This is a genomic window from Shewanella sp. 38A_GOM-205m, assembly GCF_000518445.1.
In the GTDB taxonomy this organism is placed as follows: domain Bacteria; phylum Pseudomonadota; class Gammaproteobacteria; order Enterobacterales; family Shewanellaceae; genus Shewanella; species Shewanella algae.
On record NZ_JADP01000001.1, the window covers coordinates 388525 to 404292 of the forward strand.

At 54.5% G+C, this 15768-nt stretch carries 10 protein-coding genes; 7 read left to right on the forward strand and 3 right to left on the reverse strand.

The genetic code is table 11. The features are described 5' to 3' along the window. Window positions 1–69: 69 nt before the first annotated feature. Complete coding sequence (locus N512_RS0101755; protein WP_028779206.1) at window positions 70–3144, reverse strand: MexW/MexI family multidrug efflux RND transporter permease subunit; 3075 nt, start codon at window positions 3142–3144, stop codon at window positions 70–72. Then, window positions 3141–4334 (reverse strand): efflux RND transporter periplasmic adaptor subunit, encoded by a 1194-nt coding sequence (locus tag N512_RS0101760; protein ID WP_028779207.1) that lies wholly within the window; start codon window positions 4332–4334, stop codon window positions 3141–3143. Before N512_RS0101760 ends, N512_RS0101755 begins: the two co-directional genes overlap by 4 nt. Window positions 4335–4453: 119 nt before the next feature. On the opposite strand from N512_RS0101760, the gene soxR reads away from it, so the two are divergent. Then, the gene (gene soxR, locus N512_RS0101765; RefSeq protein WP_051472593.1) at window positions 4454–4939 is read left to right on the forward strand and encodes a redox-sensitive transcriptional activator SoxR; all 486 of its coding nucleotides are present in this window, start codon (window positions 4454–4456) and stop codon (window positions 4937–4939) included. Window positions 4940–5047: 108 nt separating this feature from the next. After that, a complete protein-coding gene (tadA, locus tag N512_RS0101770; protein ID WP_028779208.1) occupies window positions 5048–5560 on the forward strand; it encodes a tRNA adenosine(34) deaminase TadA in 513 nt (170 codons plus the stop codon). Between the two features lie 244 nt (window positions 5561–5804). On the opposite strand, the gene mltF is transcribed toward tadA, so the two are convergent. After that, a complete protein-coding gene (gene mltF / locus N512_RS0101780; RefSeq protein ID WP_028779209.1) occupies window positions 5805–7256 on the reverse strand; it encodes a membrane-bound lytic murein transglycosylase MltF in 1452 nt (483 codons plus the stop codon). A gap of 291 nt (window positions 7257–7547) precedes the next feature. Between mltF and purL the strand changes: the two genes are divergently transcribed. The 5 genes from purL to N512_RS23935 form a co-directional block, all read left to right on the forward strand. Further along, window positions 7548–11429 (forward strand): phosphoribosylformylglycinamidine synthase, encoded by a 3882-nt coding sequence (purL, locus tag N512_RS0101785; RefSeq protein ID WP_028779210.1) that lies wholly within the window; start codon window positions 7548–7550, stop codon window positions 11427–11429. A gap of 1177 nt (window positions 11430–12606) precedes the next feature. Then, window positions 12607–14181 carry a cytochrome ubiquinol oxidase subunit I gene (locus N512_RS0101795; protein WP_025886552.1) on the forward strand — a complete coding sequence of 525 codons (1575 nt, stop codon included), beginning with the start codon at window positions 12607–12609 and terminating at the stop codon, window positions 14179–14181. A gap of 16 nt (window positions 14182–14197) precedes the next feature. Beyond that, window positions 14198–15337: a cytochrome d ubiquinol oxidase subunit II gene (gene cydB / locus N512_RS0101800; RefSeq protein ID WP_028779211.1), complete on the forward strand. Its 1140-nt coding sequence runs from the start codon at window positions 14198–14200 to the stop codon at window positions 15335–15337. A gap of 12 nt (window positions 15338–15349) precedes the next feature. After that, on the forward strand, window positions 15350–15463 hold the full coding sequence (cydX, locus tag N512_RS23930; RefSeq protein ID WP_025009779.1) for a cytochrome bd-I oxidase subunit CydX: 114 nt from the start codon (window positions 15350–15352) through the stop codon (window positions 15461–15463). 119 nt (window positions 15464–15582) lie between these two features. Then, the coding region (locus N512_RS23935) for a transposase domain-containing protein (RefSeq protein ID WP_028781026.1) at window positions 15583–15768 on the forward strand (186 nt) is incomplete at its 3' end.

Below are 15768 nucleotides of genomic sequence, written 5' to 3' on the forward strand. Positions count from 1 at the left end.
TAAGGAGCGCAGCGAATAATAAACTGCCCGCAATCGCGGGCAGTTTGGTCTTTCTATAGCGAGCCCGAGTTACTGGCTCTGCAATACAGGCGCCAACTGCTGCTGTCTTTCATCTATGCGGGTATGGTCCCGTGCCAGCAGGGTGTAGATGGTCGGCAATATAAACAGGGTAAACAGCGTGCCTATCAACATGCCGGAAACGATCACCAGGCCCAGACCGAAACGACTGGCGGCACCGGCGCCGCTGGCAAACAGCATGGGGATAAGCCCAAATACCATGGCGGCTGTGGTCATCAGCACCGGCCGCAGGCGGATCCTGGCGGCTTCCAGTATCGCCTGTTGACGGCTCAACTGTTTTTGCTGCTGCAGCTCGTTGGCAAACTCCACCATTAAAATACCGTGTTTACTGATAAGGCCTATCAGAGTGACCAATCCTATCTGGGTGTAGATATTGAGAGTGGTCAACCCCAGCGCCAGTGGCAGCAGGGCGCCGCAGATGGACAAAGGCACAGTGATCAGAATGATAAGCGGGTCAATCAGGCTTTCATACTGCGCCGCCAGCACCAGATAGATGATCAGCAGCGCCGCGATAAAGGCAAAGGCCAAACTGTTGCCTTCGTGCACATACTGGCGCGAGTCAGACTGCCAGTCATGGCTGTAGTCGGCGGGCAGTGCTGCAAGCTGCTGCTCAAGGAAGGCCACAGCTTGCCCCATGCTGACTCCCGGCGCCGGAATCGCCTGTAAGGTGGCGGCATTTTGCTGGCCGAACTGACTCAGACGGTTTGGCTCGACTCCGCGATCGAGTGTGACCAGGCCGGAGAGGGGCACCAGAGTGCCATCAGTGCTGCGTACATACTGTTTGCCAAGCTCTTCGGCCGAGAGGCGTTGTTCCCTCAGGCTTTGGGGGATCACATCATAGGCGCGGCCATCCATGGCGAAGCGATTGACATAGTTCTCGCCCACCAGCAGCGCCAATGACTCGGCGATATCCTGCATCCTCACCCCTAAGCTGTTGGCCTTGGCCCTGTCGACACTGAGTTGCACCACTGGGTTGTTGTAATCCAGATCGCTGTCCACCACGACAAACAAACCGCTCTGGCGCGCCGCCTGCTTGATTTGCTCCATGATTTGATAAAGCTCGGGGTAAGCGCCGGGGGAGCGCAATACCATCTGCACCGGCAGCCCGCCGGTGGAACCGGGCAGGGGGGCCAACTGGAAGGCAAAGATACTGCTGCCCGGGATAGTGCCCGCCAGTTGCTGCAGCTCGGCCTGAATAGCACTGGCGTCGCGGCTGCGTTCACTCCAGTCACTGAGATTGATACCGCCGAAACTGGCCGCCGGGCCGTCGGTGCCATTGATTATCCAGGTACCCTGGGTTTCCGGGATCCGGGTAAATATTTGATCCAACTGCCGGTTGAAGTGCTCGGCATACTCGAGATTGGCATGTTGCGGCGCCTTGATGGCGGTTAATACGCCGGCCTGATCTTCCGTGGGGGCCAATTCCCGCTGCGGCTGCAAATAGAGCCATGGAAGAGCAAGCATCACCAGCAGGGTGAAGCCCAAGCTAAGGGTTCTATGGGCGAGTGACCATTTCAGCAAACGGCCATAGCTATCGCCCAAGCGCTCGAAAAAATGCTCGGCAGCGCGGGCCAGTCGGCCTTCGCTCTGCTTAGGTTGCAGCAGCATTGAGCTCATTACCGGCGATAAGGTCAGGGCGACAATGCCGGAGACGAGTACAGCACCGGCCAGGGTCAGGGCAAACTCACGAAACAGGCTGCCGGTAAGGCCGCCCATCAAGCCTATGGGGGCATAAACCGCCGCCAGGGTAATGGTCATGGCTATCACAGGGCCGGCCACTTCGCGGGCGCCTATCAGGGCTGCCGCCACCGGGTGTTTCCCCTCTTCGATATGGCGGTGGACGTTTTCTACCACCACAATGGCGTCATCCACCACCAGGCCTATGGCCAGCACCATGGCCAAGAGAGTGAGCAGGTTAATGCTGAAACCAAAGGCCAGCATCAGTGCAGCGGCGCCGAGCATGGATAGGGGAATGGTGGCTATGGGGATCAGCACGGAGCGCAGCGACCCGAGACACAAGAGGATCACCAGTACAACTATCAGCAGTGCTTCGAGCAAGGTGCGCAGCACTTCATCTATGGATGCCTGAATAAAGCGGGCGTTTTCATAGGCAAGTTCCACCCGAACACCCGGCGGCAAGGTTTTGCGGATCTCCGGCAACTGCTTGCGAATGCCATCCACTATGATCAGAGGATTGCCCTTGGGGGTGGCAAATAGCCCCAGATGCACAGCTGCCTGGCCATCCATGGAGGCGCTGCTTTCTTTGGAAGCGGCGCCCAGCTCCACAGTGCCGACATCACCGAGGCGTACCAAGTCCCGCCCATCGTTTTTCAATACCAGATCGCGAAAGGCTGCGACATCAGTGATATCGGTATTCACCTTAATATTGGCGACAACAAACTGGCCTTTGATCACACCGGGAGCGGCCTGAAAGTTGTTGCGACGCAGCGCATCGGCCACATCGGCGGCCGTCAGGCCTCGTCCGGCAAGCTTGTCGCTGTCGAGCCACAGGCGCACCGCCAGTTGTTGACCGCCAAACTGCTGGACCTTGGCCACACCGGTAATGCTGGCAAATCTGGGCTCGACCACCCGCGACAGATAGTCGGTCAGGGCCGGAATGCTCAGGCTGTCACTGGCAAAACCGACATAAGCCACGGCGGTGGATTCACCCGAGGAGCGCTCGATAACAGGATCGAAGGCATCCTTGGGCAATTTGTAGCGAACGGCACTGACCTTGGCCATCACTTCGGTCAGAGCCTGGGTGGAGTCACTGTTGAGTGTCATCCTGAGTTGAATTTGACTGCGGCCCTGGGTGGAGGATGAGGAGATAAAATCGACGCCCTCCACCGATGACAGCGCCTGAGTCAGCACCTGGGTCACAAAGCCCTGCATCAGCTCGGCCGAGGCGCCGGGATATTGGGTTGTCACACTGATAGTGGCGTTTTCCAGCTGCGGATATTGGCGCACCGGCAACTTGCCGACGGAGAACAGCCCCAGCAACAGGATAAGACTGCTGACCACCAGTGCCAGCACCGGACGCTCGACAAAACGGTCGGTAAATCTCATTGTGATTGCCCCTTGCTCTGATAAAGCAGCGCTGCGGTGAGGCTGTCCTGGCCCGTGCTGCTGACCTGGACGCCATCGCTCAGCCTGAGTTGACCGGAGGTGACCACCAGTTGATCAAGCGACAGGCCGGAGATGACCTCGACCCAGCCATTCTGACGTTGGCCGGTTTTAACTGCCACTTTGTGGGCCGTGAGGCTTTGCTCTCCGGCATCGACCCGAAACACGGTTTCGCCCCAGGTGTTATAGGTGATGGCGCTTTCGGGGATCATCAGCGCCTGGCGTCTGGACTTTTCCAATGCTACCCGGGCAAACATGCCGGCTCTCAGCTTGGCAGCGCCATTCTCCTGGCTTGGATAGCTGGCCGCCTTTTCGGCAGGTTTGTCGTCGACTCGCTCTTTATCATCGGACTCGCCGTCAATAGGTTTTGGCAGCAATATCGCCTGCAGTTGCAGCATTCGTGAGCTGCCGACAATCGGCTCTATGGCGCTCAGTTTGGCGGGCCAGCTTTCATCGGGGCGTAAATCTGTCCAGAGTTGCAATGTCTGCCCAAGCTCAAGTTTATCGGCCTGGGCTTCGCTGATGGCAAAGTTGATTTTGAGCTGGCTGTCATCCACCAATTGGGCGATGGTTTCACCGGCGCCAAGGTATTGGCCCAAGTGAATTTTGCGGATCCCCAAGGTGCCGGAGAAGGGGGCCTTGATGGCCTTTTGGGCTATCAGAGCCTGGGTTCGGGCGACAGCGGCGCGGGCCATATCGCGCTCGGCCAGGGCATTGTCCAGTGCTTCCCTGGAGGCCAGATTATCGGCGGCCAGGCTAACGAGACGCCGATAGGCACTCTCGGCTGCCAGTAACTGCGCCTCTTGCTGCAACAGTTCGGCTTGCTCCACCGCATCATTGAGCTGCACCAAGAGTTCACCGGCTTTAACCTGTTGCCCCGAGTCGAAGTGCAGCGCCGTTACCCGGCCAGATGTCTCGGCAGCGACGGCGATTTGGGCTGCGGCTTCCAGTTCGCCGACGGCGTCGAGTTGCTGTGGCAGGCTGATTTGTTGCACGCTGGCCAATGACACAGCCACAGGGCCATAGCCATGGCCGCCACTGTCTGCCTCATCATCGGCTTTCAGGCCGTAGGTAAGACCCAGGCCGAGAAGCAGCGAAAGGCCAAGCATCAGAGATAGGGATTTGTTGATCATGATAGCGACAAGTTTCCTGTGTTTTTTGTCGTTTATGTAAGGGGGCCATCCTTGGCGGGGGTTGATTTATTCCTTCGGCGGCACTATAAAACCTCAAGTTAACTTGAGGTCAATAGTCAATGAACACAAAATTTACTGCCGAACCTGAAAATGATGACGAAGGGGCATCCCGCGGTGCTCTGACCATAGGCCAGGTCGCCAAACGCAGTGGGGTACCGGTGTCCACTATTCACTTTTATGAGTCCAAAGGGCTTATTAGCAGCCAGCGCAGCAGTGGCAACCAGCGGCGCTTTCCCTCGACTGTGCTTAGGTTGATTGCCATCATCAAGGTGGCGCAGCGCACCGGAGTGCCGCTGGAGGAGATAAAGCAGGCACTGGCCAAATACGGTACCAACGCCAAGTTGACGGCGGCGCAGTGGCGGACCATCTCCGCCGAGTTAAGGGCCTCGCTGGATGAGAGGATCAAGAAGCTGACCCGGCTGCGGGACGAGCTGGACAGCTGCATAGGCTGCGGTTGTTTATCGCTGGCCGAATGTCCACTCAGAAACCCAGATGATGTGCTGGGTCAGGAAGGAGCAGGCCCGAGGATCCTGGAGCGGCCTTGAGTCTATGCCGCATGCAGGCGCCGAAAGAGTCGATATCCGCGGGTATCGGATTTGGTACTGGTATTCATGCCAGTTATACTGGCGCCGCATTGAGAACGGATGGATAGAATGACAGAGAATCGCGACTTACATTGGATGCAGTTGGCCATGGATATGGCGCAAAAGGCTGAGGCCCTCGGGGAAGTGCCGGTAGGGGCCGTGCTGGTCAAAGATGACAAGCTTATTGCCTGCGGCTGGAACCAGCCTATTGCCGCCAACGACCCCTGTGCCCACGCGGAAATTCTCTGCCTCAGGCAGGCGGGCAGTCAACTGGAAAACTACCGTCTGCTGGATACTACCCTCTATGTGACGCTGGAGCCTTGCGCCATGTGCGCCGGTGCCATGGTGCATGCCAGGGTGGGGAGACTGGTGTACGGGGCTGCGGATCCCAAGACAGGCGCGGCCGGTTCAGTGCTGGATCTGGTGCGTCATCCCCTGTTCAATCACAAGTTGGCGGTCAGTGCCGGGGTGATGGAACAGGAGTGCAGCGAACAGTTGAGCGCCTTTTTCAGGCGACGCAGACAGGAGCAGAAAGCATTGAAGCAGGCAAGGAAACTTAATCCGCCTGCTGCAGAAAACTGAAGAAGAGTTTGTGACGGTTGAGAATGCGTTTGTGACGGGTTTTAACCAGACTGCGGCGACGGGCCATTGCATTGTTAATGGTCTTTCTTTTCATAAGCTTACCTTAGTTTATTCAGATGTCTTTGTTAGTTTTTTGGCATCAATGACAAGCTAACAGCTTATTTAAGCTTGCGCCAGCCCCAAATGGCGGGCTGCGCATCAAAGCCAGACTGTTTGGCGCGAAAATGAGTCGTGTGCGGGGTTTTCAGTTGGGCTGGGCACCGCTGAGTTCGGTTTCTTCCCCGGCCTGGGATTCAGCTTCTCTTTGTGCAGCCTCTTCCTGAGCCTGCTCCCTGGCCAGGGCTTCCAGTTTGGCCTGATTGTCTATCCACACCAGAGTGTCATAGTAACGGCGAATGCTGTCGACATAATGCACCGCCTCGTTGCCTCTGGCATAGCCATAGCGGGTGTGTTGGTAGTATTTGCGCTTTTGCAGCAAGGGTAATACCTGCTTGAGATCTTTCCAGGCACTGGGATTAAGGCCTCTGGCCTGTGCCAACTTACGGGCATCCTCCACATGGCCATAGCCTATGTTATAAGAGGCGAGGGCAAACCACATCCGCTCCTCCTCCGGAATAGACTCAGGCAGGCGCACCAAAATGTCGCTCAAATAGCGGGCACCGCCGCGGATGCTCTGCTCGGGATCGAGGCGATTCTCCACTCCCAACTGTTTGGCGGTTGCCAGGGTCAGCATCATCATGCCGCGCACGCCGGTCGGTGAGCGGGCCATGGGGTTCCAGTGCGACTCCTGATAACTGGTGGCGGCCAGCTTGCGCCAGTCGAGTTCACCGGCATAGGTTTCAAACAGATGGCGGTACTTGGGCAGCTTGCTGTCGACCGCGCGGATGAAGGCGCGGGTGTCAACATAGTCGAAACGTTTGACATGGCCGAAGTACTTTTCCACCAAGTGTTCCAGCGTGCCGTCTCTTTGTTCCTGGTGCCAGAAACGCAGCAGTTGGCTCATCAGTTGATCGCTGCCTCTGGGGGGCAACAGCCAAACCACAGCCTGTTGCTGCTCCAGCACCTGGCCGGATCTAAGCTCAGGCATAAAACGGCGATTGATATTGATGCTGGTGGAATCTGAAATGGTGTAGCTGAGTTCGCCGCTGGCTATCATGCTCAGCAGCTCTTCATTATCTTTATCTGCGACCTGTTGCCACTCAAGGTTGGGATTATCTGCCTTGAGTCGGTTCAGGGTTTCCACAAACGACGAGTCGGCTATCACAGTAACAGGCGCATCCAGGGCGTTGAGATCTTTGGGGACAGGGGTGCCGGCGCGGTAGACCATCACCTGATTGACCCGATAAAGCGGCGGCCCGAGACGAAACTGCTGTCTGCGGCTCCGGGTATCCGACAGCCCGGCGGCAATCAAATCTATCTCGTTTTGTTTCAGCGCCTGGTAGAGCTCATTGATATTGCCATAGGGCTTCATTTCCAGCGGCTTGCCGAGAAAGTCGGCGAAACGCGCCGCCATCTCATAATCAAACCCGGCACTGCCCTGGGTGGAAGAAACATAGATTTGTGGGCCATAGAGGGTGCCAACCCTGAGTTCCTTGGCCTCATTCACCGCCGGGGTTACCTGAGCTTCATCCACGACAGGTTGCCGGCAGCCTGCCAGCAAGATTATCAGGGTGAGAGTCGCGGTGAATCGTTTCATTATCTATCGGTAAAAGCCCTTAGCCTGTGGTTTGCCGCTGAGATAGGGGTTATTCCTTTTGTTTGATTAATTTGTAAATAAATTCAATGAATTGCGTCTTGGTTGCAGGCCTGGTATCCCCGTGATTGAACCATGGGGTCAGGCACCGGAGGGTATATTACCCCATAGGATTACTTTATATCACAGGAAACACTGTTTTAAGCAAAGTCTGAGGTGATTTGTAGGGCGCATTTACCTATAATAGCGCCACCTCTGACCCTGTAATTATAAATAATAAGGTGATAAGACGTGATGGAGATCATCCGCGGAGCCCCCGCACTCTCGGCATTCAGAGTGCAAAAGCTGATGCAGGCCTGTGAAGCCGCCCAGCTTCCGGTAAAGCAAATCTATGCCGAATATGTTCATTTGGCTTATCTGAGCGAAACGCTCAACCCCGATGACCAAGCGCAGTTGAGTAAGATTCTAACCTACGGTCCGGCCATCGAATCCCACGAGCCCCAAGGCACTCTCCTTTTTGTTACTCCCCGTCCCGGTACTATTTCTCCCTGGTCTTCCAAAGCCACCGACATCGCCCAAAACTGCGGCCTCAAGCAGGTAAAACGTTTGGAACGCGGTCTGGCTTACTATGTGGAATCCGACGCTCTGAGCAGCGAACAGCTCAAGAGCCTCAAGGCGCTGCTGCACGACCGCATGATGGAAGTGGTACTGGACAGCTTTGAAGCGGCCGATGTGCTGTTTGCCCGCACTGAGCCCAAGCCTTTTGTCAGCGTCAACATTCTCGGCGAAGGCCGCCGGGCGCTGGAAATCGCCAACCGCGAAATGGGCCTGGCGTTGGCCGATGATGAAATCGACTACCTGGTCACCAATTTCCTGCGCCTTGAGCGCAACCCCAACGACATTGAACTTATGATGTTCGCCCAGGCGAACTCAGAGCACTGTCGTCACAAGATCTTCAACGCCGATTGGACCATTGACGGCGAAGTGCAGCCCAAGTCGCTGTTCAAGATGATCAAGAATACCTATGAGAAGACCCCGGACTATGTGTTGTCGGCCTATAAAGACAACGCCGCGGTAATGACAGGTTTTGAAGCCGGGCGTTTCTTCCCCGACAGTGACGGCGTTTATCGCTATCACACAGAGCCGATGCATATTCTGATGAAGGTGGAGACCCACAACCACCCGACCGCCATCAGTCCTTATCCTGGTGCTGCCACAGGCTCGGGCGGTGAAATCCGTGACGAAGGCGCTACCGGCCGCGGCTCCAAGCCCAAGGCGGGTTTGACCGGCTTCAGCGTATCCAACCTCAAGATCCCGGGCTTTGTGCAGCCTTGGGAAGGTGACTACGGCAAGCCGGACCGGATTGTGACTGCCTTTGACATCATGATCGACGGCCCACTGGGCGGCGCCGCTTTCAACAACGAATTCGGTCGTCCGGCCCTGTTGGGTTACTTCCGCACCTATGAGCAACAGGTTTGCAGCCACAACGGTGTCGAGGTGCGCGGTTATCACAAGCCTATTATGCTGGCCGGCGGCCTTGGCAACATTCGTGAAGAGCACGTACAGAAAGGGGAGATCTCCTTAGGCGCCAAGCTGATTGTACTGGGTGGCCCGGCGATGAACATTGGCCTTGGCGGCGGCGCGGCTTCCTCCATGGCGTCCGGCCAGTCCAGTGAAGATTTGGACTTTGCCTCGGTGCAGCGGGAAAACCCGGAAATGGAGCGCCGCTGTCAGGAGGTTATCGACCGCTGCTGGCAGATGGGCGATGCCAACCCTATCCAGTTTATTCACGATGTGGGCGCCGGTGGTTTGTCCAACGCCTTCCCTGAGCTGGTCAGCGATGCCGGTCGCGGCGGTAAGTTTGAGCTGCGTAACGTGCCTTCCGATGAGCCAGGCATGAGCCCGCTGGAGATCTGGTGTAACGAATCCCAGGAGCGTTATGTGCTGTCTGTGGCAGCCGAAAACCTGGATACCTTCGCCGCCATTTGTGAGCGCGAGCGTGCGCCATTTGCCGTGGTGGGCGAGGCGGTTGCCGAGCAGCACCTGAGCCTGAGCGACGAGCACTTTGACAACAAGCCTATCGACTTGCCGCTGGAAGTCTTGCTGGGCAAACCACCCAAGATGAGCCGTGATGTAGTGAGTCAAAAGGCGCAGTCTGCGGCGCTGGATGAAGCTTCCATCGATCTCGCACAAGCCGTTAAGCGGGTGCTGACTCTGCCAACCGTTGCCGACAAGAGCTTCTTGATCACCATAGGCGATCGCACGGTAACCGGCTTGGTGAACCGCGATCAGATGGTCGGCCCCTGGCAGGTACCTGTGGCGGATTGCGCCGTTACCGCCGCCTCGTTCGACAGCTATGTGGGCGAAGCTATGTCCATGGGCGAGCGCACTCCGCTGGCCTTGCTGGATTTTGGCGCCTCGGCGCGGATGGCCGTGGCCGAATCCTTGCTGAACATGGCCGGTGCCGATATCGGCTCACTGAAGCGCATTAAGCTGTCGGCCAACTGGATGTCTGCAGCCGGTCACCCAGGTGAAGATGCCGGCCTCTATGAGGCGGTCAAGGCAGTGGGTGAAGAGCTGTGCCCTGAGCTTGAACTGACCATCCCTGTGGGCAAAGACTCGATGTCGATGAAGACCGCCTGGGAAGACAAGGGCGAGCAGAAGGCGGTTACCGCTCCTATGTCGCTGATCATCTCTGCCTTCGGTGCGGTGCGCGACATTCGCAATACCGTGACTCCTGAGCTGCGTACCGACAAGGGCGAAACTGTATTGCTGCTGGCCGATCTGGCCAAGGGCAAGACTCGTCTGGGCGGTTCCTGCCTGGCGCAGGTGTTCGGTGAGCTGGGCGATATCGCGCCGGATCTGGATCAGGCAGCCGTATTGAAAGGTTTCTTCGAGGTGACTCAGCAGTTGGTGGCCGAGCGGAGTTTGCTGGCTTACCACGACAAGAGTGACGGCGGTCTGTTCACCACCTTGGTGGAAATGGCCTTCGCCGGTCACACTGGCCTGAATGTGGATATTTCTGCGCTGGCCGGCAGCGCTCTGGCGCGCCTGTTCAACGAAGAGTTGGGCGCCGTGCTGCAGGTGAGCAAAGACCAAGCCGCCGAGATTATCAAGGCTTACACTGATGCCGGTGTGGATTGTCATCCGATAGCAGAGCTGAGCGACGATGGCCGCATCCGTATCCAGGATCAAGGTGCTGAAATCTACAGTGCTTCACGTACCGAGCTGCGTAAGCTCTGGTCTGAAACCACCTACAGAATGCAGGCGCTCAGGGACAACCCTGAGTGTGCCCGTGAAGAGTTTGACCTCAAGCTGGATGAAACCGATCCCGGCCTGACGGTTAACTTAAGCTTTGATCCGGCAGAAGATGTTGCCGCGCCTTATATCCTCAAGGGCGTTGCGCCCAAGATGGCGATTTTGCGTGAGCAAGGGGTCAACTCGCATATTGAGATGGCAGCCGCCTTCGAGCGTGCCGGTTTTGAAAGCCGTGATGTGCATATGTCGGATATCCTCAGTGGCCGTATCAGCCTGGAAGAGTTCCAGGGACTGGTGGCCTGTGGTGGCTTCTCTTACGGTGATGTACTGGGCGCCGGTGAAGGTTGGGCCAAGTCCATCCTGTTCAACAGCCGTGCCCGTGAGGACTTCAGCCGCTTCTTCGAGCGTGCCGACAGCTTTGCTCTGGGTGTTTGTAACGGTTGCCAGATGCTCTCCAACCTCAAGGAGATCATTCCGGGTACCGAGCATTGGCCGCACTTTGTCCGTAACCGCTCTGAACGCTTTGAAGCGCGTTTTAGCCTGGTGGAAGTGCAGCAAAGCCCATCGCTGTTCTTCAGCGGTATGGCCGGCTCCAGAATGCCGATTGCCGTTTCCCACGGGGAAGGGCGTGCCGAGTTTGCTTCAGCAGCCGCCATGGCGGCTGCCGAGCAGAGCGGCACTGTGGCGCTGCGTTATGTCAATGGTAAAGGTGAGGTGGCCAGCTTGTATCCACAGAACCCCAACGGCTCGCCCAACGGCTTGTCCGGGATCTGTAGCCTGGATGGCAAAGTCACCATCATGATGCCTCACCCTGAGCGGGTGTTCCGCACAGTCGCCAACTCCTGGCATCCGGAAAACTGGGGTGAAGACAGCCCTTGGATGAGAATGTTCCGTAACGCCAGAGTGAAGTTGGGATAAGGTTAAAAATCATCCCATAAAGGGTAAAAAAAGGCGGGTATTTATAACCCGCCTTTTTTATTTAACTTTTGCCCTACAGTAAAAACTTTAAATCATCAATAGGTTGCACTTTGTTCAATATATTCTTATGTATTGAAGTGTCAAAATGCAGGCTTTACAGCGCTTAACAGGCTAAAGCCGGACTAAGGCTGGAATCACTCTTTAATGGCTGCAGAGACGAAAAAGCCCCATAGGAATACCTATGGGGCCGTTTTGCGCTAACAAAACTTCAAGACAAGCAGTTGCTCAGCTGTGATTAGTAAACCAGTTGAGACTTGTAAAGTTCAACAAAAACAGGCTTGTAGCAGTTAACCAGACGTTCAAAAAACTTTTTCATAACGATATCTCCACACAAAGTTCAGTCAATGTGCGCGGAGGAAGGTCTGCAGATATTGATGTCGGCCGACCCGAGCGTCTCCTTAACACAGGCTACATATTAGTCAACCCTGGCGGCTTTATCAAACGAGAAATAATATGATATGAGATTAGAAAAATTAATCTGAATTTTTGGTGATTTTTATGTTTGGTTAATTGGTTTTTATTTATTTCACCATAATCAAAAGGTTAAAAAATAATGAGATCGAAGTCACACGATTTGAGTTAGCATATTTAACCTTGAAAATTGTTAAAAAGTTTATTTTAGCTTGTTTGTATATGTTTTTACCTAAAGCATCCAAAATGATGGATTATTTATAGTTGGTGCAAATGCTCTAACAGGATTTTGCCATAAAGTCAATACTCATCCTTGGTGGCTGTGTGCCCCTCCGCAAAACCCAGCTAAAGCCCGGAGTTTGATTGATTTGCGTCAAATTCAAGTGGTATAAAATCAGGGCAAATCTTAGCTGAACTAATAACGCAAGTGCCTGATATTAAATAATTTGCAAATATTGGAACACTGGCAAATGCTGATGCTGATCGCATAAATCTGCAAAAGCGTGATTCGCCTCTCGTTAAGGCCGCCAAAAACCGATTTTTAAGCTTTTGGTGAGTTAAAGCGCAGCAACGCGAATCATTTGGGTGGTTTATCCGGGTTTCCGGGTAGATAAGAAATTAATGAACTAAGCTATCCAACTCACCACCTGTTGTCTTTGATGGGGATCTGAAGACAACGGGCGGAGCACCATGTAAGGAGTCACAAATGATAGTTGAAGAAGTCGTTGAGCTATCGCGCATACAATTCGCGCTGACAGCCATGTATCACTTCTTGTTTGTTCCTTTGACTTTGGGTTTGGCCTTCCTGCTGGCAATCATGGAATCACTCTATGTGATGACAGATAAGCAGATCTACAAGGACATGACTAAATTCTGGGGCAAACTTTTCGGTATTAACTTTGCCCTGGGGGTTACCACAGGTCTGGCAATGGAGTTCCAGTTCGGTACCAACTGGTCCTACTACTCACACTACGTGGGTGACATTTTCGGTGCTCCTCTTGCGATTGAGGGCTTGATGGCCTTCTTCCTGGAATCCACTTTCGTGGGTATGTTCTTCTTCGGTTGGGACAGATTCTCCAAGCGTCAACACTTGGCTGTGACCTGGTTGGTTGCATTGGGAAGTAATTTGTCTGCGTTGTGGATCCTGGTCGCCAACGGCTGGATGCAAAACCCTGTGGGTAGCGTGTTCAACTATGAAACCATGCGTATGGAAATGACCAGCTTCGCGGAAGTGGTATTTAACCCAGTCGCTCAGGTTAAATTTGTTCACACTGTTGCTTCCGGTTATGTAGCCGGTGCCATGTTTGTTCTGGCTATCAGTTCTTACTACATCCTCAAGAAGCGTGACCTGCCATTTGCCCGCCGCTCTTTCGCCATTGCGGCGAGTTTTGGTATGGCCTCTATCCTGTCTGTTATCGTACTGGGTGACGAATCCGGTTATAAAGTTGGTGAAGCTCAGCGGGTGAAACTGGCGGCGATTGAAGCTGAATGGCACACAGAGCCTGCTCCGGCAGCCTTTACTGCGATAGGTTTCCCTAACCAGGAAACCATGCATACCGACTATGCCATCAAGATCCCATATGCCATGGGTATCATAGCTACTCGTTCTATTGATGAAGAAGTGACAGGTATCAAGGATCTGATCGCCGAGCACGAAGTTCGCATCCGCAACGGTATGAAGGCTTATGCCCTGCTTGAGCAGTTGCGTGCTGCCAAGGCTGACCCTGCTATTGAGGAAGATCCCGCGGTTCGCGCGGCTTTCGAAGAGCAGAAAGTTGACCTGGGTTACGGTCTGTTGCTGAAGCGCTACACAGATAAAGTGGTCGATGCCACCGAAGAGCAGATTAAGGCGGCCGCCAGGGATTCTATTCCAAGCGTAGCACCACTGTTCTGGAGCTTCCGTATCATGGTGGGCCTTGGTTTCGTTATGCTGGTAGTGTTTGCAGCTGCCTTCTGGCAGAGCACCCGTCATCAGATTGAAGAGAAGAAGTGGGTACTCAAAGCTGCGCTCTACAGCTTGCCTCTGCCTTGGATCGCCATCGAGTGTGGTTGGTTTGTGGCCGAGTATGGTCGTCAGCCATGGACTATCTCCGAGATTCTCCCGACCTTTGTGTCTGCTTCCAGCCTGACGGCGGCCGATCTCTGGTTCAGTATCATCAGCATTACTCTGTTCTACACTGTGCTGTTGGTTATCGAGCTCTTCCTGATGTTCAAGTTTGCGCGCCTGGGTCCAAGCAGTCTCAAGACCGGCCGTTATCACTTTGAAAAACTAGAAGCCTGAGCAGAGGGATTTCATTATGTTTGATTATGAAATATTAAGATTTATCTGGTGGTTGTTAGTTGGCGTCTTGCTCATAGGCTTCGCTATTACTGATGGCTTTGACATGGGGGTAGGTGCCTTACTGCCAATCTTGGGTAAGGACGATACCGAGCGCCGGGTGATGATTAACACGGTTGCTCCTCACTGGGATGGTAACCAGGTGTGGTTGATCACCGGTGCCGGTGCCCTGTTCGCCGCTTGGCCTACTGTATATGCCGTTTCTTTTTCCGGCTTTTACGTGGCCATGATCATAGTGTTGCTGGCGCTGTACCTGCGTCCTGTAGGTTTCGACTATCGCTCCAAGATAGAAGATCCACGCTGGCGCAAGAGCTGGGACTGGGCATTGTTTGTCGCAGGTTTTGTTCCTCCGCTGATTATAGGTGTTGCCTTCGGTAACCTGCTGCAAGGCGTGCCTTTCAGCTTCGACGAGTACCTGCGTGCCCACTATGATGGTGGCCTGTTCGGTCTGCTCAATGGCTTTGGCCTGTTGGCCGGTCTGGTCAGTGCCTGTATGTTCATGATGCAGGGTGCTTGCTGGTTGCAGATGAAGACCGAAGGTGAGCTGCGCAATCGCGCCGCTGCAGCTTCACAGTTGACCGCACTGCTGCTGATTGTACTGTTCGGTGCAGCCGGTGTGTGGCTGGCTACCGGTATTGATGGCTATGTGGTGACTTCGGCTCTGGATACTAACGCCGTATCTGACCCAACCATGAAGACAGTTGAAGTTGTTTCCGGTGCTTGGATGGCCAACTACGACAAGTACCCAGTGACCATGCTGTTCCCTGCTTTGGGCCTGTTGGCGCCGGCCTTGGTGCTGCTGACCAGCCGTATGGGGCGTAGCGGTTTCGCCTTCCTGTTCAGCTCACTGGCCATTGCCGGTATCATCCTGACCTGTGGCGCGGCTATGTTCCCATTCGTGATGCCTTCATCACAGGAGCCTAACGTCAGTCTGACCATGTGGGACGCTACCGCCAGCCAGATGACTCTGACTGTGATGACTTGGGTTGCGATCATCTTTGTACCAACAGTGCTGAGTTACACCTGCTGGACTTACTACAAGATGTATGGCCGTCTGAACCGTCAGCACATTGAAAACAACAGCACATCACTTTACTAAGGAGCCTGAATTATGTGGTATTTCACTTGGATACTCGGCATTTTATTGGCTTGTTCCTTCGGTATCATCAATGCTCTCTGGTTGGAAAATACAGAGAACATGGATAGAGACACTGAAGAGAAGTGATAGCTTGAGCTAGAATCGAAAGCCTCCGCCTGCGGGCAACGTAGATCAGATAAGGATCGGTTGACCGATCCTTCTGATGAGAGACAATCGGAAACCTGTTTATAGGTTTCCGATTTTTTATGTCTATTCAAAACTGCTTTGCCGACTTTCTTGAAGAGAGTCCTGTTGATGTCGCTCAGCTAACCACCTTCTCCGAGCATATTCCTGACGAGTGGATTGCTAAAGCGGCAACACTTTCCGATAAAGCGACGATTCGTCGACGTCGCTTACCGAGTGATATGGTTCTTTGGCTTATTGTTGGAATG

Coding starts and splice junctions, on each gene's coding strand:
- N512_RS0101755 (WP_028779206.1), bottom strand. CDS start 3,144: ATGAGATTTACCGACCGTTTTGTCGAGCGTCCGGTGCTGGCACTGGTG.
- N512_RS0101760 (WP_028779207.1), bottom strand. CDS start 4,334: ATGATCAACAAATCCCTATCTCTGATGCTTGGCCTTTCGCTGCTTCTC.
- soxR (WP_051472593.1), top strand. CDS start 4,454: ATGAACACAAAATTTACTGCCGAACCTGAAAATGATGACGAAGGGGCA.
- tadA (WP_028779208.1), top strand. CDS start 5,048: ATGACAGAGAATCGCGACTTACATTGGATGCAGTTGGCCATGGATATG.
- mltF (WP_028779209.1), bottom strand. CDS start 7,256: ATGAAACGATTCACCGCGACTCTCACCCTGATAATCTTGCTGGCAGGC.
- purL (WP_028779210.1), top strand. CDS start 7,548: ATGGAGATCATCCGCGGAGCCCCCGCACTCTCGGCATTCAGAGTGCAA.
- N512_RS0101795 (WP_025886552.1), top strand. CDS start 12,607: ATGATAGTTGAAGAAGTCGTTGAGCTATCGCGCATACAATTCGCGCTG.
- cydB (WP_028779211.1), top strand. CDS start 14,198: ATGTTTGATTATGAAATATTAAGATTTATCTGGTGGTTGTTAGTTGGC.
- cydX (WP_025009779.1), top strand. CDS start 15,350: ATGTGGTATTTCACTTGGATACTCGGCATTTTATTGGCTTGTTCCTTC.